General features: G+C 63.8%; 18 protein-coding genes and 1 pseudogene. 7 read left to right on the forward strand and 12 right to left on the reverse strand.

The window, feature by feature from the left end; all coding sequences use genetic code 11:
- Positions 1 to 155 precede the first annotated feature (155 nt).
- From AB7G19_RS31980 to AB7G19_RS31990, 3 genes and pseudogenes are all read right to left on the reverse strand, one after another.
- A pseudogene (locus AB7G19_RS31980) lies at positions 156 to 524 on the reverse strand (TRAP transporter small permease); the annotation flags it as partial.
- A gap of 236 nt (positions 525 to 760) precedes the next feature.
- Complete coding sequence (locus tag AB7G19_RS31985; protein WP_085404471.1) at positions 761 to 1,762, reverse strand: DctP family TRAP transporter solute-binding subunit; 1,002 nt, start codon at positions 1,760 to 1,762, stop codon at positions 761 to 763.
- A 212-nt stretch (positions 1,763 to 1,974) separates the two neighbouring features.
- A complete protein-coding gene (locus AB7G19_RS31990) occupies positions 1,975 to 2,745 on the reverse strand; it encodes a methyltransferase domain-containing protein (protein WP_028150111.1) in 771 nt (256 codons plus the stop codon).
- Between the two features lie 145 nt (positions 2,746 to 2,890).
- Here AB7G19_RS31990 and AB7G19_RS31995 point away from each other — a divergent pair, with 145 nt between their 5' ends.
- Complete coding sequence (locus tag AB7G19_RS31995) at positions 2,891 to 3,634, forward strand: SDR family NAD(P)-dependent oxidoreductase (protein ID WP_085404556.1); 744 nt, start codon at positions 2,891 to 2,893, stop codon at positions 3,632 to 3,634.
- Between the two features lie 97 nt (positions 3,635 to 3,731).
- Positions 3,732 to 4,115: a YidH family protein gene (locus tag AB7G19_RS32000; protein WP_028150113.1), complete on the forward strand. Its 384-nt coding sequence runs from the start codon at positions 3,732 to 3,734 to the stop codon at positions 4,113 to 4,115.
- On the opposite strand, the gene AB7G19_RS32005 is transcribed toward AB7G19_RS32000, so the two are convergent.
- From AB7G19_RS32005 to AB7G19_RS32015, 3 genes are all read right to left on the reverse strand, one after another.
- The gene (locus tag AB7G19_RS32005) at positions 4,084 to 4,458 is read right to left on the reverse strand and encodes a hypothetical protein (protein WP_135215070.1); all 375 of its coding nucleotides are present in this window, start codon (positions 4,456 to 4,458) and stop codon (positions 4,084 to 4,086) included. The two genes, AB7G19_RS32000 and AB7G19_RS32005, sit on opposite strands and share 32 nt — an antisense overlap.
- A 60-nt stretch (positions 4,459 to 4,518) precedes the next feature.
- Positions 4,519 to 6,294 (reverse strand): AMP-binding protein, encoded by a 1,776-nt coding sequence (locus AB7G19_RS32010; RefSeq protein WP_245344242.1) that lies wholly within the window; start codon positions 6,292 to 6,294, stop codon positions 4,519 to 4,521.
- Positions 6,295 to 6,762: 468 nt separating this feature from the next.
- On the reverse strand, positions 6,763 to 7,116 hold the full coding sequence (locus AB7G19_RS32015) for a UBP-type zinc finger domain-containing protein (RefSeq protein WP_085404475.1): 354 nt from the start codon (positions 7,114 to 7,116) through the stop codon (positions 6,763 to 6,765).
- A gap of 322 nt (positions 7,117 to 7,438) precedes the next feature.
- Between AB7G19_RS32015 and AB7G19_RS32020 the strand changes: the two genes are divergently transcribed.
- Complete coding sequence (locus AB7G19_RS32020; RefSeq protein WP_441268730.1) at positions 7,439 to 8,533, forward strand: amidohydrolase family protein; 1,095 nt, start codon at positions 7,439 to 7,441, stop codon at positions 8,531 to 8,533.
- Between the two features lie 61 nt (positions 8,534 to 8,594).
- Here AB7G19_RS32020 and AB7G19_RS32025 read toward each other — a convergent pair whose 3' ends face one another.
- The 3 genes from AB7G19_RS32025 to AB7G19_RS32035 form a co-directional block, all read right to left on the reverse strand.
- On the reverse strand, positions 8,595 to 9,596 hold the full coding sequence (locus AB7G19_RS32025) for an NAD(P)/FAD-dependent oxidoreductase (RefSeq protein WP_354114756.1): 1,002 nt from the start codon (positions 9,594 to 9,596) through the stop codon (positions 8,595 to 8,597).
- Between the two features lie 8 nt (positions 9,597 to 9,604).
- Positions 9,605 to 11,599, reverse strand: a complete 1,995-nt coding sequence (locus tag AB7G19_RS32030; protein WP_085404478.1) for a LodA/GoxA family CTQ-dependent oxidase — start codon at positions 11,597 to 11,599, stop codon at positions 9,605 to 9,607.
- A 69-nt stretch (positions 11,600 to 11,668) separates the two neighbouring features.
- Entirely contained in the window at positions 11,669 to 11,881 is a 213-nt protein-coding gene (locus AB7G19_RS32035; protein ID WP_085404479.1) for a hypothetical protein, read from the reverse strand.
- 222 nt (positions 11,882 to 12,103) lie between these two features.
- Between AB7G19_RS32035 and AB7G19_RS32040 the strand changes: the two genes are divergently transcribed.
- From AB7G19_RS32040 to AB7G19_RS32050, 3 genes are all read left to right on the forward strand, one after another.
- Positions 12,104 to 13,306 carry a hypothetical protein gene (locus AB7G19_RS32040; RefSeq protein ID WP_205124604.1) on the forward strand — a complete coding sequence of 401 codons (1,203 nt, stop codon included), beginning with the start codon at positions 12,104 to 12,106 and terminating at the stop codon, positions 13,304 to 13,306.
- Between the two features lie 9 nt (positions 13,307 to 13,315).
- Positions 13,316 to 13,954, forward strand: coding sequence for a hypothetical protein (locus AB7G19_RS32045; protein ID WP_085404480.1), 639 nt, complete (start codon positions 13,316 to 13,318; stop codon positions 13,952 to 13,954).
- A 177-nt stretch (positions 13,955 to 14,131) separates the two neighbouring features.
- The gene (locus AB7G19_RS32050; RefSeq protein ID WP_085404481.1) at positions 14,132 to 14,593 is read left to right on the forward strand and encodes a hypothetical protein; all 462 of its coding nucleotides are present in this window, start codon (positions 14,132 to 14,134) and stop codon (positions 14,591 to 14,593) included.
- Between the two features lie 94 nt (positions 14,594 to 14,687).
- On the opposite strand, the gene cax is transcribed toward AB7G19_RS32050, so the two are convergent.
- Both cax and AB7G19_RS32060 read right to left on the reverse strand, forming a co-directional pair.
- Entirely contained in the window at positions 14,688 to 15,788 is a 1,101-nt protein-coding gene (gene cax, locus AB7G19_RS32055) for a calcium/proton exchanger (RefSeq protein ID WP_085404482.1), read from the reverse strand.
- Positions 15,789 to 16,124: 336 nt separating this feature from the next.
- The gene (locus AB7G19_RS32060) at positions 16,125 to 17,186 is read right to left on the reverse strand and encodes an isocitrate/isopropylmalate dehydrogenase family protein (protein WP_085404483.1); all 1,062 of its coding nucleotides are present in this window, start codon (positions 17,184 to 17,186) and stop codon (positions 16,125 to 16,127) included.
- 171 nt (positions 17,187 to 17,357) lie between these two features.
- Between AB7G19_RS32060 and AB7G19_RS32065 the strand changes: the two genes are divergently transcribed.
- The gene (locus tag AB7G19_RS32065) at positions 17,358 to 18,746 is read left to right on the forward strand and encodes an MFS transporter (RefSeq protein ID WP_085404484.1); all 1,389 of its coding nucleotides are present in this window, start codon (positions 17,358 to 17,360) and stop codon (positions 18,744 to 18,746) included.
- Between the two features lie 4 nt (positions 18,747 to 18,750).
- Here AB7G19_RS32065 and AB7G19_RS32070 read toward each other — a convergent pair whose 3' ends face one another.
- Complete coding sequence (locus AB7G19_RS32070) at positions 18,751 to 20,373, reverse strand: B12-binding domain-containing radical SAM protein (protein WP_085404485.1); 1,623 nt, start codon at positions 20,371 to 20,373, stop codon at positions 18,751 to 18,753.
- Positions 20,374 to 20,426 lie beyond the last annotated feature (53 nt).

Raw genomic sequence — 20,426 nt, forward strand, 5'->3', positions numbered from 1 at the left:
AGCGGCGACACTTTTCGCGCGGCCGCCCTGGTCGCCGCGCCGGCGGGCTGCGGATGCAGCGCGGGCGAGACGTCGGCCTCCACGCCCTCGACATGACTCTCGTCATGATGCGGCAGATGGCCGGTCCAGTAGTAGGACCACGAGACCTGGAGGAAGCGGAAGCACATCAGGCCCGAGCCGAGCGGGATCGCCAGATAGACGAACCACATCGGCGCTTCCAAATCATTGGACTGCTGGCCGGTCTTGAACATCTCGGCGACGAAGGAGGCGCCGAAGGCCGCGATCATGCCCGTGAACAGCGCGCCGCACAGCAGCGAGAACAGGATCACGTGCTTGCGCGAATGTTCGGGCAGGCGGTTGACGAGCAGGTCGACGCCGACATGGATGCCGGTGCGCACGCCATAGGCTGCGCCGAACTTCGCCATCCAGATGAACATGTAGATGCAGAGTTCCTGCGCCCAGGACAGGTCGAGCTCGGACAGGAAGGTGAACACCGCCATCGACAGCGTCGCGAGCCAGTTCATCCCGTGCGCAGCCGCCCATCTGGAGAGGACGATCGATTCGCCTGCGCCGTAACGGTGCACCACGGCGATGAAGATCAACCCGGTTGCAGCCGCGATGAGCGTCGCGATCAGCCATTCTTCGAGATGGTTGAGCGCCTGATTGAGCACGCGAAGCAAATCAAAGTCCCCCTATCGATGCGAAACGGCCGGAAGTGCGCACACTCCCGACCGTTCGTATTGTCCTTGCGGAAAACGCGTCAGTTCATCTTGACGTCGAGTTCCTTGGCGACGAGATCGAGCACCTCCTGCCCGACCCGACCCTTTGCCCATGTATAAGTCGGCCGCATCGATTCCTGCCACGCCTTGCGGTCGGCGTCAGTCAGATAATGCAGCTTGGTCTTGCCCGCCTTCTTGATCTCGGCCAGCGCGTCCTCGTTCTCCTGGTGCGCGATCTGGTTGGTGTACTCGGTTGCATCCACCATCGCCTTCTCGAGCTGGGTGCGGATGTCGGGCGGCAGGCCGGACCAGAATTTCGAGTTGACGATGACCGCATATTGCAGATGCGCGTGATAGGACACTGTGATGTCCTTCTGCACCTCGTAGAACTTCTGGGTCAGGTAGTTCGACGCGGTGTTTTCGCAGCCGTCGACCACGCCGGTCTGGAGCGCCTGGTAGACTTCGGAGAACGCCATGATCTGCGGGATCGAGCCCATCAGGCGGAAATACTGGTCGGCGATCTTCGATCCGGAGATGCGGAATTTCAGGCCCTTGAAATCCTCAGGCTTCATCAACGCGCGGTTCGACGACACCATGTGGAAGCCGTTGTCCCAATAGGCGAGCCCCGTGATGCCCTTGGCCTCGAGCTTCTGGAACAGCCATTTGCCGATCGTGCCCTTCATCGCGCTGGAATAGGTCTCGTCGTCCTTGAACAGCCAGGGCAGATCGAGCGCCTCGAACTCCTTGATGCCGAGCGGCGCGAATTTCGCAGTCGAGGGCGCCAGCATCTGCACCGAACCGAGCTGAAGCGCCTCGATCTCCTCCTTGTCCTTGTAGAGCGAGGAGTTCGGATAGACTTCGATCTTGACCTTGCCGTCGGTGTACTTCTCGGCGAGTTCCTTGAACTTCAGCGCGCCCTTGCCCTTCGGGGTGTCGTTGGCGACGACGTGGCTGAACTTGATGACGATCGGGCTCTGGGCCTGTGCCACCGCTGGGGTCACAAGAATAGCTGCGGCGGCGACCGCAAGAAGCAGCTTGCGCATGAAGTAACCTCCCAACAACCTCTAAAACCGGGTTCTTTTTGTTTTGCAGCCCGGTTTGCAGCCCAGTAGTGGCAGCAATCCACCACCCGAACAACTAGACCTAAGCCCAATTTGCCGCAGGCAAGCTAGCTTGATGGCTGTTGTCCGCGCAACCCGGGACCCGCTTCCAGTCCCGGGTTGCGAACGGTTTATGTCGCATTGCGGCAGTGCGATCAGCCCTTGCGCTGGGCGACCATGAACAGACGCCGGAACGGAAACAGCGTCTGCCCCGCCGCATTCTTCGGATAGGCCTTCGCCACCCGCTCGCCATAGGCGGCCTCGAACGCGGCCTTCTCGTCGCCCTGCAGGATGTCGAGATAGCGCGTCAGCCAGGTCCCCTTGGTCCATTCCTTCACGGGATTGTCGCCTTCGAGCACCTGCAGATATTCGGTCTCCCAGATGTCAACGTTCTGGGAAAGCGGCGCGAGCAAATCATGATAGAAGGCCGGCCCTTCGACCGGCGGCGGGGTAACGAGATGCTCTACCTTTGACCGCCACGGACCGTTCAGCGCCGTCTCGCCGATCAGCACATGCGATGGCGCGAGGAAGTTGCGCGGCATCTGCACCGCAAGCATGCCGCCGGGCGTCACCTTCTCCATGACCGACGGAAACAGCGCCGCATGATTGGGCAGCCAGTGCAGTGCGGCATTGGAATAGATCAAATCGTATTGCCTGGCGGGGCGCCAATGGCCGAGATCCTCGTGCGACCATTCCACATCCGGCGCCGCCTTGCGGCCGGCGGCCACCATCTCGGCCGAGCCCTCGACACCGGTCACGGTCGCGTCCGGCCAGCGCTCCTTGATCAGTTTTGTCACGTTGCCGGCCCCTGCCCCGAGATCGGCGATCGCGCGCGGGGCGAAATCCGGAATCCGCATCAAGAGGTCGACGGCGGGCCGAAGCCGATGGCCGGAGAATTTCAGGTATTGCTGCGGATCCCAGACCATTGCTCAACGCCTTTTCTTTTTCGTGTTTCCTTCGTCGAGGCTCTTGGTTACCACTGCTCGTCCCGCTCAGGCAATTCGCGAAGCCGGCGGGACGGGCAGGAAACGAACGACAAGAAGCAAAAAGCAAACAAGAGAGCGTGTGACCATGGACCTCGGGCTCAAATCGAAAACCGCAGTCGTGACAGGAGCGAGCATCGGCATCGGCCGCGCCATCGCCAAGGGCCTGGCTGCCGAAGGCGTCCGCGTCGTCGGCGTGGCGCGGCGCACTGATCTCCTTGCCGAGCTGGTGAAGGAAGTCGGCTCCGGCCTGATCACGTCGTTCGAGCAGGACGTGATGGCGAAGGACGCCGCGGAGAACATCGCGGCCTTTGCGCAAAAGGAGCTCGGCCATGTCGACATCCTCATCAACAATGCCGGCGGCAGCCGCCCCCTTCCCGTCGATGCGCCCGACAGCAAATGGGACGAGGCGATCGCGCTGAACTTCACCAGCTACCGCCGCATCGCGCATGCGCTGCTGCCGCAGATGATCGAACGCAAATGGGGCCGCATCGTCAACATCACCGGCAAGTCCGAGCCGGAGGGACTCAACGCCGCCTTCGCCGCCAAGGCCGCCGTGCACGCCTGGGCCAAGGGTCTGTCGCGCGAGATCGGCGAGCACGGCATCACCATCAACTGCATCCCGCCCGGCCGCATCATGAGCGAACAGATCCGCCGCAACTATCCGCCGGGTTATCGCGAGCGCTTTGCCGAAGAAGAAATCCCGGTCGGCTATTGGGGCGAGCCGGAGGATCTGGCAGCGCTCGCGGTGTTTTTGGCGTCGCCGGTGGCGCGGTACATCACGGGGACGGTGATCCCGGTGGATGGGGGGCTGCGGCGGTATCAGTTCTGAGGGCTTGCCCTGGCTTCGCATACATTGCGCCCCGCCGCTCCGCTCCTGCGGGAATAGCGCGCGACGAACCCCATCGACAGCAACCAGAGAGGTCTCGATGATTGAGAGATACTCAGACCACGCGGCAAACGAGCGGACTTTTCTCGCCTGGGTCAGGACGGGCATCGCAATCATCGCGTTTGGCTTTGTCGTCGAGAAATTCAACCTCTTCGTCCGAACTATCGCTGAAGCCAACAGGACGGAGATCGGGTCCCGACTGCAATTCGATCGCTTCACGGGAGCGTTCAGTCACTATGACGGCCTCGCGCTGATCGCGATCGGGATCGCAATCATCGTGATTTCGCTCTTTCGCTTCATCAGGACTGGCCGAATGATTGACGACGCACAATCTCATTCCGCCGGCGGCATCAAGACAGAACTGGTGCTCGCCGTTGTGCTGGGCCTGATCGTTACAGCGATGACCGTCTATTTTGCGCTCTGACTTTGGACCTAGCGGTGGCGCCGGCTTCCATCGACAACGTCTGGAGATCGCTTTGCATCACCATACGGGTCTGGGCATCGAGAGCGCCGAACGGCTCGTCCATCAGGATCACATCGGGGCCGACCTCGGTGTTGACTGACGTGATGTTGCGGCCGCGATGATGGACCGCATGTCTATACATATTCCAAGCCGCCGAAATGAGCAAGCCGAGGCCAATGGTGAGAATTTGGGCTTCGCGGGTTGAATGAAAGGCAGGGCCGGCTGCGGCATCGCCGCGGCGGCGCGTTGGGGTTGCGGCGTTCGCCGCACACTCGTCCAAATCTACTGGCGTCGCCGCCGTCAATGACGCAGAGGCGGTCCCTTTAAGAAACACGCTCGGAAGGTCGGCGGCCGGGCTCTCTGGTCATGCATCAGTCGACGTGACTGCATTTCCTGCCGTCGACAACGCGCGTGGATGAGAGGCAAGCCGGATGATGTGCGGCGAGGCTGCTCCGCTATAGAGACTGTCGAGAATGGCGGAACGGTTCTTCAGGACCCCGCGCTGATTGATGTAGCCCTTGTCCGTTGTCTCGCCTGCCGCGAGCGACAGCGGCTGGATCTGGATGGCAACGGCCGATATCCGCGCGTTGGTCGCTGCCGCTAGGTTATGCTCGGTCAAGACCCGATGGACGTATGCGCGAACGCCGGAATCCAATGAAAGGGTGTCACCGGAATCCGCGCCTGCTGCGCCGTTAGCATGTCGCCTTGCACGGTCCGGATTGAGCCATACCAGCGCGACGAGAGAATCGCGGCCCTCGCCTCCGATGACCAGATCCTGCAGCACGCCGCCCATCCGGTCCAGGATGGCGGCACGCAGCTCGCCGACGAGCACCCACGTGCCTGTCATCATTTTGAAATTCTCCGAGAGACGCCCGGAAAACCTCAGGCCGCGGCAGAGATCGGCGGGATCGATGAACGAGACCGCGTCGCCTACCCGATAGAAGCCCTCTTCGTCGAATGCCGCCGCAGACAATTCGGGTAATCCGAGATAACCGGGCATGACGTTCGGGCCACGGACCCGCGCCTCGTAACCGTCCATCGCCGGAACCAGCTTGAGTTCGATGCCGGGTGCCGGCAAGCCGATCTCTCCCGGCGCTTCGCACGGTCGATAAGACACGCAGATGGTCGGCCCGGCTTCCGTGGCGCCGTATCCGGCCAAAATCGGAACTCGCTCGCCGCGGACTTCGATTGCATATTCCTGAAGCGTTGCCATTACGGCCGCCGGGATCGCCGCGCCCCCGAAAATCATTCTGTCGATGCGATGGAAGAACTTCCGCCTCAGGTCTGGATCCTCGCCGAGCGCGGCGCATAACAACGCGTAACCGGTTGGGACATTGAATGAGGCCGTCGGAGAGACGTCGTGCAGATTGGCGATTGTTCGATGAAACGCTTCGGGCGTCGGTCGGCCATCGTCGATATAGAGAGAGCCGCCGTTCTTCAGAATCCCATTCAGTATGACGTTGCAGCCCATGGTATGATGCCAGGGCAGCCATTCGATCTGAACCAGGGGCTGCGAGACCGGCGTGACCTGAGCGGCCATCTGCAGCACGCTCGACATCATGCGATGGGTATTGATCACTCCCTTGGGAGAGCCGGTCGATCCCGACGTGAACAGGATTTTGCCGACGGTCTCCGGTCCGAGTGCTGCGAACGCCGCCTCAAACGCGTGACCCGGTGTCGCGGCGGATAGCTCCGACAGCGGCGTGGTATCCGCCGCCTCTTCCGCCGTTATCCATTCGGCCTGCGCAAAGCCGGGGATGGCACGGGCTTGCACGAAGGGATCCGCCTTCTGGGCAAACACAAACTTCGGCGTGAGGACCTTCGCGATGTCTTCGATGCGGCTGAGGCCACCTGGCAGAAGACTGTAGCTTGGCGAGATCGGCGCAACCTGCAGACCGATCGACATCGCGGCGAACTGGATCACCGCATTCTCGATCGAATTGCCGGACAGGATGGCCAGCGTATCGCCCGCTGCGCCACCCCGATCAATCAGCGCCTGCCCGACCGAGCGCACTCGAGACCAGAATTCGCCATAGCTGATCGACTGCCATGCATTGTCGCGGGTTCGTTGCGCGAGAAAGACGCGGTCCGGCGTTTCCTGAGCCCAGTGGGGAAGGTATGCGCAAATCGTCCCGCTCACTCCAGCGAGCATAATCCGCGATCGCAATATCAGGGTGCCGTCATCCCTTCTCGTGACCTCGATGTCGGTCGGTGGTGAAGGCATAGAACAATATGGCGTGGAAGCAGGATGGTCGAGAGCAGGCTGCACAGGCGTTCTCCTTTCGATATCCGCGAAGGCCCGGCTGAGGCGGCGGCGATCGATGCAAACGATCTGTAGTCCTCACGCGCAATGAGGCTCCTGCAGAACGTCGGGAGGGCAATATCTCGATGCTACGTTGCGTGAGAATTTCATCTTCGCGAGGATCGCGTTGCATTTGCAATGTCGCTGATCCGGCGTCACGGACACCAGTGAGGGTTCCAATGGGGGATTCACGGGTGCCGAGAGTTCGCGCAAGACGTCCGCCCGTGAGTTCACGCGCGATGCCCGGAAGCAGCCCCGCTGCTAAACGCGCTCGTCTGCTATGGACCAGTTGCCAGAGGCTGCGACCTATTCATGCAGCAGCGATTGCCAGTCCGGAGGCACCGCGCCGTCCGGCCCGGGCACCGGCTGGTCCAACGGATGCGCGTGCGGGCCTTGCAGCTTCGGGCCCGCGAAGGGCTGTCCCGTGCGATAGTCGTAAAACCACCGTTCGCCCGGCTCGAAGCTCGTGATGATCGGGTGACCCGTCGCCGCGTTATGCTTCGTTGCATGCTGATTGGGTGACGTATCACAGCAGCCGATGTGACCGCATTCGACACATCTGCGAAGATGAAACCACCATCCGCCAGCAGCCGAGCATTCCGCGCAACCCGTTCCGCTTGGCTTGGCCGCGAGGTTGATGCCATCCCTGTCAGACTTCATCGATCCACTCACTGAAAGTGATTGCGGTCATCGCAAATCTTCGCCGCCATCGCATTTTGCCAGTGTTTCGCCCGACGGGTCAACCTCGCGACATCAGGGAGCATCTCGCGGGAGAATTGGAGAGGCGTTCACACAAAGTTGCGGCGGCGATGCACAGGCGTGACGCGAGGCATCGTTCGGCGACGAAAAATCGGCGTATTCCAATCCCCAACAATCATTGCCCCGCTGCGGCCGCACCACAGACAGCGGAGGGACGAAACGTTCTGCCGATAGAAGCACCACAGGCCTTGGCTTTGCCAGTTCGTCACGGGAGACGTGCAACATGAACAAATGGGATCAAAAATCTCGAGGGCATCACGCCTGCCCCACCTGCTACGGCCCGCCCTCGTCGCGCCGCGGCTTCCTCGCGGGCGTTGGTGCACTTGGCCTGGCCGCGGCCGTCCCCGCCGTTGCGGTGCACGGACAGACCAAGCCGGCGCTGATCGATACTCACCTTCATTTCTATCCGCCTGAGTATCAAAAGCTCTGGCTTGGCTACGAAGACGCACGCAAGCAGCCGCACTTTCCCGGCCAGGTGGCCTGGACCCGCGAGAAGCTCGTCGAGGACATGGACCGCAATGGCATACGCACAGGCATCCTGTCGGTCGCCTCCACGCCAGGCGTGTGGTTCGACCTCGGGCCGGCGGAAGCCGGCCGGCTCGCGCGCGCCTGCAACGAGTACGCGGCGGACATGGTGCGCGACCATCCGGGCCATTTCGGCCTGTTCGCGACCTTGTCGATGCAGGACGTCGATGCCACGCTCAGGGAGATCGAATATGCGTTCGACACGCTGAAGGCGGACGGGATCGGGCTGCAAAGCAGCTACGGCGACAAATGGCTCGGCAATGCCGCTTACAGGCCGGTGTTCGAGGAGCTGAACCGTCGCAAGGCGGTCGTTTATGTGCATCCGCTGGTCGCGAGTTGCTGTAGCGCGCTCAGTGTCGGCACGTTCCCGGCGGTGATCGAAGTCCCGCACGACACCACACGGACCGTGACGAGCCTTCTGCTCAGCGGCGCATTCGCCCGCCACCGCGACATCAAATGGCTATTCTCGCACGCCGGCGGCACGATACCGATGATGGCCGGGCGCATCAATTCATTCTATGGGGCGCGGCCCGACCTGAAGGAGTTTGCGCCGGACGGAATCGAAGGCGAACTACGCCGGCTTCACTACGACACCGCGAATGCGACTTTCGCGCCGTCCATGGCCGCGCTGCTCAAGCTCGTGCCCGCCTCGCAGATCACCTATGGCAGCGACTATCCGTACTTCAGCCTTGGCCAGTTCGCGCAGTTGCAGAAGCTTGGCCTCTCGACAGACGATCTCGATGCGATCGGCCATCGGAACGCGACACGTCTCGTTCCCCGGCTGCAGGGTTAGAGGATCATCCCGAAAAGCGTGGAGCGGGCTTCGGAGCCCGATCGGCCTGCGAAATCATGCTTCATTGCGCGATCGTTTTTGCCGGATCGGCCCATGACTGCGGCGCCGGAGGCATGGTGCCATAGACGCTGATACGGCCTGCTTCGCAGTGAAGGAATGTTGTGGCGACCGCGTCGGAATACAATCGCGCCGAGGTCGGGCTCAGCCGATCAGCCGACAACAGCGCACCCGTCGCGACCAAAGCGGACGACAATGCGTTGAACAGCCCCTGAGAGGCAATCGGATCGAACGCCATCGCCGCATCGCCCACTGCAATCCAACCTTCGCCCGCGGCCTCCGAGAGGAGGCAAGCCGACGCGTCCACGCTGAGCAGCGCATCTCCAGCCGGTGTGCCGGATCTGCGAATGCGCCAAGTCTGCACACGCCCTCGCGGCCCACTGATGCGGTAAGACCAGGTCGGTCCATCGCTGCTGTATTCGAGCCACGATGCGGAACCGGCCGTCGCGCCGTCAGCCGCATCCTCGACCAGTTCGGCGACCATGCGATCCCGGGCGGCCACGCGCGCGCCCCGGCGCCGCGCAATCGCGGCGGCGCGCCCCGTTGCATCGACAACGATCTCCGCAAGGACGAGCTTCGTCCGAGCGCTATCGCTCGCACGACAGATAACGCCGCGGTCCGGCGTGACGCCGATTGCGCGCAGCCCGTAAAATGTAACCCCGACGGCGACAGCCTCGTCGCGAAGGCGCTGGTCGAAACGGCCGCGATCGACCACATACCCGACGCGGCAGGGATGACGCAGAAAGTCCTCGTAGTCCGACGCGCCCGAACGGTGTGTTCGTCGAATCCCGAGACAGGCTCGGGCGATCGCCGGATCGTCGAGCAGATGTTCAAGTCCCACCGCCGCGACAGTGACGAGCGAGGCCGGAGCAAGCAGCTCAAGCCGCGTCGTCGGCGTGACGCCGGAATCTGCGACAATGACCGTGCGGCCCCTAAGGGCCAGCAGGCGTGCGGCGGTCAAGCCGGCAGGCCCCGCGCCGACCACGAGACAGTCGGTGCGCAGCACGTCCAAGGTCAGATCTCGCCCGGGCGATAGGTCCGCTTCGGCGGGGGAGCCGTCTTGCGTGCACCGCGCCGCTGCGCCAGGCCTGCCGTCGTCTGCGGCAAGAAAAGGCTCTCCATGTCTTCGACCGCGTGGTACTTCGGATCGGCCGTGACATCGATCGGCCCGCTGCTGTCGCGGCGTCCCTGCTCGACCCGCAGATCCTGCACCGGCAGAGATGCAGGCGCGTTCTTCACCGGCAACACCATGCCGAGCTCGGACCATTCCGCAATCATGTTCGACAGGCGGTCATAGTAATCGTTGCCGCGGATGTCGCGCAACCAGTCGACCCGGTTCATCAGGTGCTTGAAGGTCTGCTGTTGCGTCGCCTGGCCGAGAGGCGCGATGGCGGCCGCACGCAGATAGTTTCCGTCTGCCAGAACCTGATCCGGGGCACGCGGTCCCCAGAACGTCGGCATCGACAGGAACGTCGACGGGAAGTAGTCGGCCGCCGAATTGCACGAGGTATGATCAGTCTGCCACGGCACGCCAAGGAAGCGGGTGAGGCAGCCGGCTGCGACACCATCGTGCGGACCATTCGCGCCGGTGCAGACCGCCGGAGTGAGAGTACCCCCGAAGTCCTGCCGCGCTGGTTGCTCACCGGCCAGGACCTTCAGCCGATACGCCGATGCCCACATCAGCGGAATCCGCATCACCCATGTCATCTCCATCGCGGGATGGAATGGGCCGCCGAGACAATCGTGCAAGGATGCGCGCTCGAGATGCTTGACCTGGACCTCGGGAGGCAGGGCATCGAAGTCCTGCGCCTGCGGCGGCTGGTGCGACGGCCCGTCGGCGTCGAATGTTCCAGCAGCCCAGCGCTTGAGGTGCGCGTACTGGGTCTTCGTCACGGCAAGCAGCGAATTCGAAGGCTTCGGCGGACCTTCGAAGAATTGGTCGACCGCATCGCCGAACACCTGCGCTATCTGATCTTCGATCAGTGCGCCGCTCGCGCCTGGATCGCGAAACAACGCCAGCACGGCCGCGCGCCACGCCGCATTCGCAGCAGACGCGTCGTTGAGCTTGGCGAGGACTTGCGCATTCTGCGCGTCGAGCGGCGAGCCAAAACCATGAACGACGAAGAGCCCGTGGTTGACCCATTGCAGTCCGGTCAGGCGCTGAAAGATTGGTTGCACGTCGTTGACGAACGAGGTCTTGACCGGTCGTGGAATCCAGCCCTTGTCGTAGAACACTTCCCGCACCACGTCGTCCATCGTGACGAGACCGAACAGCCCCGGCGCGTAATTCGGCGGCGTAACGCAGACATAGCCGGGCTCCGCATCGATCGGTGCATGCCCCGCAAATGTCACTTGCGCCCGCACCGGCCCGTCGCTGACGTCATCGTGCCAACCTGGATTGTTGGCGAAAGTCAGGGGCCGGGTCCCTTTGCGGAAAGGCCGCGAAACTCCATTGCCGCCGAGGAAGATCAGCCGCCCCTCCTCATCGGTACGAAGCTCGCCGAGATAGACCGGCGAAGCCCAGAACGCGCCATCGTCCAGCCTGATCGGGCCAGCCCCCTGCCCCGCGATGCTTCGCGGGGTTGGCGTGATGTCGAGCTTCCACCTGGCGTCCGGCAAAACCAGCTCGCGATTTCGCTGCAACGCGTTCTGGCTCAGCGGGCCGAGGTCCATTGCCTGGTTGAACTCGTACCAGCCGGCCTTGAGGTTTGCGATGCAGACGCGCCACTCGATCTTCGCGGATGCAGCGGTCACCTCCTGCACGCTGCCGTCCTTCATGTGGGCGTAGATGCGGAAGCGCGCGGCTTGCCGCTTGATCTCTCCGTTCGCGGTGCGAAAGTCCTCGACAAAGCGAGCCGGCTGTTCCGGCGTCGTGCCGGGCAAGGTCGACGCACCGCCGATCATCTCGGGGCCGATGACGTAGTCGCCGGCGCCTTGCGCGTTGCCAACGCGGGCGACGCCGATGGGCGGATAGACTTTCAACGCTGCAATTGCGTTTGGATCGATCATCGTCTGACCTCGATATCAAAAGGGATTGTCCAAAAACGGAGGCGTCGCACGAGACTTGCCGCGAGGCCATCAGCGCGGATGGTCCGGCTCGTCGATCGGCTGTCCGTTCAGGCTGCGCCTCAGGGCGGCGGGCTTCTCGCCGGCCTCGATCCGCCGCCTCTGGAATTTGTCGATGAACGAGGCGCGGATGTCCTCGATCGGCTCGAACTCCGAACGTGGCGGCGCGGTGCTCTGCGGAGCAGCTGCCGCGCCGAGCCCACGCGACTGAAAGCGATGCAGCATCGAACGTCCTCCGCGCAAATAATTCGCCGCAGAACTTGCTGTGCGGGGGCCTTTCGCAACCGGCTCCGACAACAGGCTATGTCAACCGCGCTGCGTCCAAATGACCGATCCGCAGGGTTGGCTTTGTTCAATTATAGCGAGTAGTATAGTATCAATGTAGACCTAAAGTCCACGCGACAAAGCGAAGCTCGCGTTACGGGTCATCAAAGCCGGAACAACACCATGTGCATGATGTGCGTGCATCGCGGCTCGGGCGTTCCCAGACTCAAACCTCGCAAGCGCCGCCCGCTCGGCCTCGCTCAGCCGCAGACCGGCGTGCAGGTGCGCGGCGTCGAGATCGTCCAGTGCGTTCAGGACGTGACGAATTCGGTGCCGCTGGTCGCCGATAAGGCGACGCTCGTTCGCCTCTATCTTGAGCCGACTTCGGTGTCGCAGCCCGGACAGATCACCGCGGAAATTGCGTGGAGCCGGAGCGGCGGAGGCGACACGTTCCTCCCGGCCCTCAACTCGCTTCGGGTAGACCCGGGCTCGCCCTTCAGTCTCCGCGAACAGCGGGAAGACATCGACAAGAGCCTGAACTTCCGCCTGCCGGCCGCGGCCATCGGCGCGGGCACACTCAACTTGCGCATCAGCCGCATCTTTCAGCCCGGAGGCGGCGACCTTCCGGCGGCGGCGTTCAACATCGCGCCCGTCACATTCGCGGCGGCGCCGCCGCTGCGCATCCGGGTGATCGGCCTTCGATACAAAGCGGGCACGACGACCGTCACACCCGCTGCGGTCCACTTTTCGTATCTCAGGTCGTTTCTCAATCGCGCCTATCCTGTCGCCGCGCTCGAATGGTCCCACATGGTGGTGGACGCGGATTTTGCCGCACCGTTCGACGACTCGACGGTCGATCTCGCCAATGCCCAGATCGCCGCGCTGCGAAGCCGCGAGGTGAGCAGCGGCGTCGACCCGCGCACGCACTATTACGGTCTCGTCGACGATAACGCGTCCAACAACTTCATGCGAGGAAAGGCGTTCGCGATTCCGGGCACGCCCCAGCCGGACACCGTCGCTTCCGGACCCGCGGGCGTGCCGAACGGATTTGCCGGCGATCGCGACGCGTCGTACGCCGACTGGTACGGTGCTCACGAACTCGGACATACGTTCGGCCGGTTTCATCCGGGATTTCCCCCCGCCGCGCAGGACGCGAGCGATCCGACATTCCCTTATGAGAACGGCTGTATCAGCAAGCCGGACAACAAATATGTCGGTGTCGACACCGGGGATCACGAACTCGGCCTGCCGGCCGCTGCGTTGCCGGGGCTCACATATCACGACGTGATGACCTATGCAGACAACCAGTGGCTATCGGCGTACACTTACCAGGCGATAATGACCCGGCTTTTGGAAGAGGACGCCCTCGGTCCGCCGGTCGCCTAGGAGGATCCGATGAAGACCGAAATCAAGACCGGATCATTCGTTCACGTCGTCGCCACCATCAACAAGACCGCTGGTGACGGCAAGATCATGTATGTGAACCCGTCGGTCTCCACCATCGCGTCGGACGCCGCCACCGACAAGGACGTGGAACTCGTAGCCTACGACGGCACCGGCAAGGAAGTCTACCGTGAGCCAGTCGTGATCCGCCGGTCATCTGCAGAACCCGACCGGCCGAACGAAGTCGGTCTGATTCAGGCGGACCTTCCGCGGGTGAGCGGCATGAAGTCGGTAAGCCTCCAGCTCAAGGGGAAGGAGATCAGCCGGTACGAGGCCGGGGCGGCACCCTCCGGGCCGACCGCAGGCGCCACCTTCGGACTTGAGCTTGCCGGGGCTGCAGCAGCCAGCCGGCGGCCATTGAGGATCGACCAACTCGGCGGTTTGCAGCCCGTCGCCGGCGTAACCTACTCGGTCCAGGTCAAGCCGGACAACAAGTCGACGTGGGACACGATCGCAGTGAGTCGTCCCACCCCGGAGGTGGACGTCGATCGCAATCAGTTCGCCGGCGCCAAACGTGCCGCGGTACGCGTGTTGCGGACGACCGGATTCGACGAAGAAATCATCGCGGAAGATACGGTCGACTTGAAGTAGTCGCCCGCCACGAGCCTGCGCGTGCTTACCGACGGCATCGCACATTGATCCCGTCGAGGTCCAGGCCGGATACGCCGTCGACGCTTGATCTGGATCAAACCCGCCGCGGCATTGCCATCCCGGAATGGGTACGGCCGCGCAGAAAGCGCCGCCCGTAAGCCAAGGAGATGATCGATCATGACATCCTCGAATTCCCTGCGTACCTTCGTTCTCGCCGGAGCCGGCGCCCTGCTATCAGGCACAATCGCTCAGGCCGGGCCGATCCCGACGCATCTTTCGACGATGAAATCGATGGTCGATCAGACCACCACCGAAGTGCGCTGGGTCGGCGGCTGGCGCGGCGGCGGCTACGGCTATCGCGGCGTCGGCTGGGGCTACCGCGGCGGCTGGGGTTATCGCGGCTACGGCTATCGCGGCCTCGGTTACGGTGTGGTCGCCGGCGCGGTCGTCGGCGGCGCAATCGCGCGGAGCGCCTATTACGGCGGCTATGGCGGGTACTACGGTGGCTACTCTGGCGGTTATCCCGCCTATGGCTATGGCTACCCGGCCGCATCGTATTACGGTTATGGCGGCGGCAACTACGGCTATGGCTACGGCGGCGACAATTGCCCGCCCACCGGCAGCTACTGGGCCTACTAGCGGGAAACGTATTCGCCGCTTCGGAGGATGGCTCGCCACGGGCCGCCATTCTCCGATGAGCCAATTCACCCCTGTGCCCGCGGGCGAGTGCACCTCATCCCTCGCCCGCCGGCGGGACGACATACAGCGTCAGCGCAAACACCGCATAAATGAAGATCATCAGGGCGCCGACGAACCATGCCGAGCGTCCACTGGTGGTGATGAAGGTCGCCGTGACTGTTGCGATCATCACCATGGTGACGGCGCCAGGCCAGAACTGAAGGTTCATTGGCGTCGGTCCCACGACATAGCTGAGCAGCACGAGCGCGGGTGCAACGAACAGCGCGATCTGGGAGGCGCTGCCGAGCGCAATGCTGACGACCATGTCGAGGCGGTCCTTGCGCGCAGCGGCAAGGGCAACTGCAAATTCGGCAGCGGCGCCAACCAGCGAAACGATGATGAACCCGACGAAAGCCGGACTCATGCCGAAGGTCTCCGCCGCCTTCTGCACCGATTCCACGAAGATCTCGCTCACCAGCGCCACCAGCACGGTGACGGCCAGCAGCGTCCCAACGGCTAGCCCGATCGGCCAGTGCGCTTCCTCCTGCTCGCCGTGATCGGCGCTTGCGAACAATTCCTTGTGCGTCCCGAGCGAGAACCACAGGCCAAGCGCGTAAGCCGCGATCAGCAGGACTGAAATGCCGACGCTAAGCTTGTGAATGACGCCTCCGTCCTGCGGCAAATGCTCGAGGTCGGCGACTGCCGAGGGGGCCAGCAGGGCGACTGTCGCCATCAGCAACAGGCCGGACGACAGGCGCGCGCCGGCACGGTTGTACTCCTGCACGTGGTAGCGCAGGCCGCCGAGCAGCAGGCAGGCGCCGAGCATGAATGTCGCGTTGGTGACGATGGCGCCGGCAATCGAGGCCTTCACCAGCATGTACTCGCCTGCCCGCAGCGCCGTGATGGCGATGATCAGCTCCGTCAGATTGCCGAGCGTTGCGTTGAGCAGTCCACCCACGGCATCGCCGGTTCTGGCGGCGACCGCTTCGGTGGCGTGGCTGAGCAGCGCCGCCAGCGGCACGATCGCAAGCACGGCGAGCACGAACAGCAGCGTGTGGGAATGCGGGGCGACCGCGTCCGCCACCAGCACGATGGGCACGAAGACCAGCATCCAGAGCAGAGGTGTATCCCGGATTTCCCTGAGCAGGGTTGTCATATGGGCCGCCCTTTCCATGGATGCGTTGATGGAAAGGTCCGGCGGCGCCGCGGGGTGAGTCTTGATCTGGCTCAAGCGGGCCAGAGGAGACGGGCCACTGGACGTCAGGAAACGGACGTCGCGCATGATGAGAATGCGCCCTTGTCCCCGACCGCTGGCACGATAGCATCATGCCAGTGTTTTGCCCGACGGGTCAACGTGATCACTGTCACGAAGGTCGTCGCGACGCGCTCCGAAAATCCCTTATCGATCAAGGAGCCTGCTACTGTGCATGGGGTTGTTTTTCGAGTTTTTGTGTTGGCCCCCAAAAAAATCGCAGGCATCCGCGACGATGGCTCACTCCGCCTGCAAGATCTCCGCGATCGCAGCACCTGCCGCGATGGTGCCGAGCTTGCCGCCGACGTCGCGCGTCGCTCTGCCCTCGCCGATCGCTTTCGCCACCGCGGCTTCGATCGCACGCGCCGCTTCCTCGTAGCGGACGGCGCCGCTCTTCTCGCCGTGCCAGGCCAGCAGCAACGCGGTCGACAGGATCAGCGAGACCGGATTGGCAACGTCCTGCCCCGCGATGTCAGGCGCCGAGCCGTGCGCGGCCTGCGCCATGGCGAAGCGATCACCGACATTCAGCGAGCCGCCGAGGCCGAGGCTGCCGGAGAGCTCGGCCGTGAGATCGGACAGGATGTCGCCGAACATGTTGGTGGCGACGATGACGTCGAAGCGATCGGGGTTGCGCACGACATGCGCCATCATGGCGTCGACCAGGATGTCGTCGACTTCGAGGCCGGGATAGCCCTTCGCCGCCGTGCGGCAGATGTCGAGGAACATGCCGTCGCCGAGTTTCAGCACATTGGCCTTGTGCACGATGGTCAGATGCTTCCGCCGCTTCATCGCCAGACGACAGGCGGCGTGCGCGATACGCTCGCAGCAGAGGCGCGTGATCCGGCGCAGCGAGATCACGACGTCAGGCGTGACCAGCATCTCGCCATTGCCCTGCTCCATGTTGCGGTCGGCGTAAAACCCTTCGGTGTTCTCGCGCACGACGACGAGGTCGAACTCGCCGAGCCGGCCGGGCCGCCCCGCATAGGTGCGCGCGGGCCGGACATTGGCGTAGAGGTCGAGACTCTTGCGAAAGTGCCTGGACGGGTTGATCTCGCCATGCGCCTCGTCCTTGAAGTCAAAGGTCGCGGTTGGCCCCAGGATCAGGCCGTCGGCGGCGCGGACGATGTCGAGCAGCTCGGGGCGTACCGTCGTGCCTGATAGCTTCAGGCTCGCATGCCCGACCGCGTGCTCCTCGAGCCGCAGATTGAGCTGGAAGCGCTCGGAGGCCGCACGCAGCACGCCCGATGTCGCGGCCGTGATCTCCGGTCCGATGCCGTCACCGGGCAGAACGACGATTTGCATGGTGATCCCCCAAGATTGCAGCAGCTGGCGCAATCATACGCCAGCCGCCGGCCGCATCGCCTCACCTTCGCGCATACACAGCATGCAAGCATATGCCTGTGGAAGCGGCCTTCGGCGTAGTACATGCCGAAAGTCCCCTTTCACCACGCCGCCGGAGCAACGCGCCAGGCAATGACAATCACGTTACCTGCCGCCGCGCGCGAGCCCGATCATCCCATTGCCGACGGCCTTCCGGCCACGCAGCGGCGCTGGGCGATCGCCGCCATCTTCACCGCGCTGGCGATGGCCTCCCTCGACACCGCGATCGCGAATATCGCGCTGCCAGCCATTGCCGCCGATTTGCACGTCACGCCGGAGCAATCGGTCTGGGTGGTCAATGTCTACCAGATCGCGCTGGTGGCCACTTTGCTGCCGCTCGGTGCGCTCGGCGAGATCGTCGGGCACCAGCGGATCTATCTCGGCGGCCTGATCCTGTTCACCATCGCCTCGCTGTTCTGCGCGGTGGCGTGGTCGCTGGACAGCCTGCTGGTCGCGCGCACGCTGCAGGGCCTGGGGGCCAGCGGCATCATGAGCGTCAATACGGCGCTGGTGCGCTTCGTCTATCCCGGCCGGATGCTCGGCCGCGGTTTTGGCCACAACGCGCTCGTGGTCGCGACCGCCTTCACCATCGGTCCATCGATCGCCTCCGCCATTCTCGCAGTCGGCCCATGGCCCTGGCTGTTCGCCGTCAACATTCCTTTCGGCCTCGTCGCGATCGGGATCGGCTTTGCAATGCTGCCGAAGACGCCGCGCGCCGATCATGGCTTCGACTTCCTCGGCGCAGTCCTTGCGTCCGCCTGCCTCGGCCTGTTCATCACGGGAATCGGCAGCGCCGCGCACAATCTGTCGCCTGTTGTCGTGGGCATCGAGCTGATCACGGCCCTCGCACTCGGCTTCATCCTGACGCGCCGGCATGCCGACCATCCCGCGCCGATGCTGCCGATCGACCTGTTCAGCCGGCCGATGTTCGCGCTGTCGGCAGCGACCGCGGTGTGCTCGTTCGCCGTGCAGGGCCTCGCCTTCGTCTCGCTGCCGTTCTATTTCGAGGACGTGCTCGGGCGTTCGCAGGTCGAGACCGGCTTCTTCATGACACCCTGGCCGCTGGTGGTCGGCATCATGGCGCCGATCGCAGGGCGCCTCTCCGACCGGCACGCGGTCGGCCTGCTCGGCGGCATCGGGCTCGTGCTGCTCGGCCTCGGCATGGCATTGCTCGCGATGCTCCCGTCCAATCCTGCCATTCCCGACATCATCTGGCGGATGGTGATCTGCGGCATGGGGTTCGGCTTTTTCCAGGCACCGAACATGAAGGCGGTGATGTCGAGCGCGCCGCCGCACCGCAGCGGCAGCGCCTCCGGCATCGTCGCGACCGCACGCCTGACGGGCCAGACCACGGGCGCGGCGCTAGCCGCCCTCTGCTTTGCGCTTGCCGGCCACGACGGCGCAACCGTCGCGCTGGCCCTCGGCGCCGGCTTTGCCGCGCTCGGCAGCGTGATGAGCTTCCTGCGGCTGGCGGTGAAGTAAGCCTTCAGGCCAGGTGCCGGGCTGCGGTGGTGTCGAGCGTCGCAGCGGTCGGGATGACCGTCTCGTCATCGAGCGCAGCGAGGCGCCCGTCGATGGCTTCGATGACCTTGCGCGAGAACGGCCCGAGATGCGCATAGGCGGCAATCATCTGCACCGCGATCCGTGCCGATGACGTGTCGCGCTTGGCGCAGTTCATGAAGGTCTGCCACAGCGGCCCGCGCGCTTCGGGAAGGGCGGTGACAACGCGGTGCACCGTCTCCATCGCCCCGACCCGCGAGCGGATGTCGCCCTCGGCGAGCTCGGGGCGCTGCCTGGATCGGTCGAGCAGCGTCATCAGGCGGTCGACGCGTCCTGCGTAGGCGGCGGGGCTGTAGATGTGCTCCAGCACCCGCTTGTAGTCCGTCAGGATGTCGCGCAACGGGCGGACCGGATCGAAGTTGATGCCGTCCGTGCACTGATCGGCGCCGATGGTCGGCGCCAGATCGTGGCCCGGATGCAGCCGGCCTTCACGCTCGAGTCGGCGCGTGAGCTGCGTGTTCGGCAACGCATAGAGCAGGCCGACCATGGCGACGGGAATCGCGGCCTCCTCGATGAAATCGATCATCGCTTCCGCCATCGAGACCTTCTCGGTGTCGAAGCCGACGATGAAACCCGCGGTGACGAGCATGCCGGCGGCATAGATCTTGTGGATGCTCTCGGCGATGTTGCGCCGCGTGTTCTGCTTCTTCCGCATCGCGACCAGCGTTGCAGGGTCCGGACTTTCGATGCCAACGAAGATGCCGAAGAAATTGGCCGCGCCCATCAGCTCCAATAGCTCGGGATCGTCGGCCAGGTTGACCGAGGCCTCGGTGGACAATTCGAAGGGATAGCCGTGCGCGCGCTGCCATTCGGCGAGCTGGGGCAGGAACTGCCGCAGCGACTTCTTGTTGCCGATGAAATTGTCGTCGACGAAGTCGAGATGGCCGCGGTAGCCCATCCGGTAGAGCGTCTCGAGCTCGACAAACATCTGCTCGACCGTCTTGGTGCGCGGCACACGGCCGTAGAGCTCGATGATGTCGCAGAACTCGCAGGTGAACGGACAGCCACGCGAATATTGCACACCGAGGTAGAGATAGTCCTCGAACTTCAGGAGATCGAAGCGTGGCACCGGCGTCTTTGTTACGTCGGCCTGGAATTTCGGCGCAGTGAAGACGCCGGCGCGGGCCCCGCTTTCCCAGGCCGCGATGAACTCGTCGATGACGCTTTCGGCCTCGCCGAGCACCCGGAAGTCGGCCCGTTCGTAGACATGGGGGCTCGACGTCGGATCGGGTCCGCCGACGACCACCGGCTTGCCGGCGGCGCGGCAGAGTTCGATCAGGCGCAGCGTATCGGCCTGCTGCGGCAGCATGCCGCCGGTGAACACGACATCGGCCCAGGCGAGATCCTCGTCACCAAGGGGCTGGGTGTTGCAGTCGATCAGCCGGACCGTCCAGTCCTTCGGCAGCATCGCGGCCACCGTGATCAGGCCGAGGGGGGCCGCGGGTCGCTTCACACCCATCAGCTCGCAGGATTCGCCAAAGCTCCAGAACGACTCCGCCAAGAACAGCGGATAGAGCATCAATACGTTGCAACGCTGCGGTACGTTCATGGAATCCCTTTTTGCTTCGTCCCAGTGTACCAGAGCGCGTTCGTCTTGCACCC

The organism is Bradyrhizobium sp. 215_C5_N1_1 (assembly GCF_052075935.1).
GTDB lineage: Bacteria > Pseudomonadota > Alphaproteobacteria > Rhizobiales > Xanthobacteraceae > Bradyrhizobium > Bradyrhizobium barranii.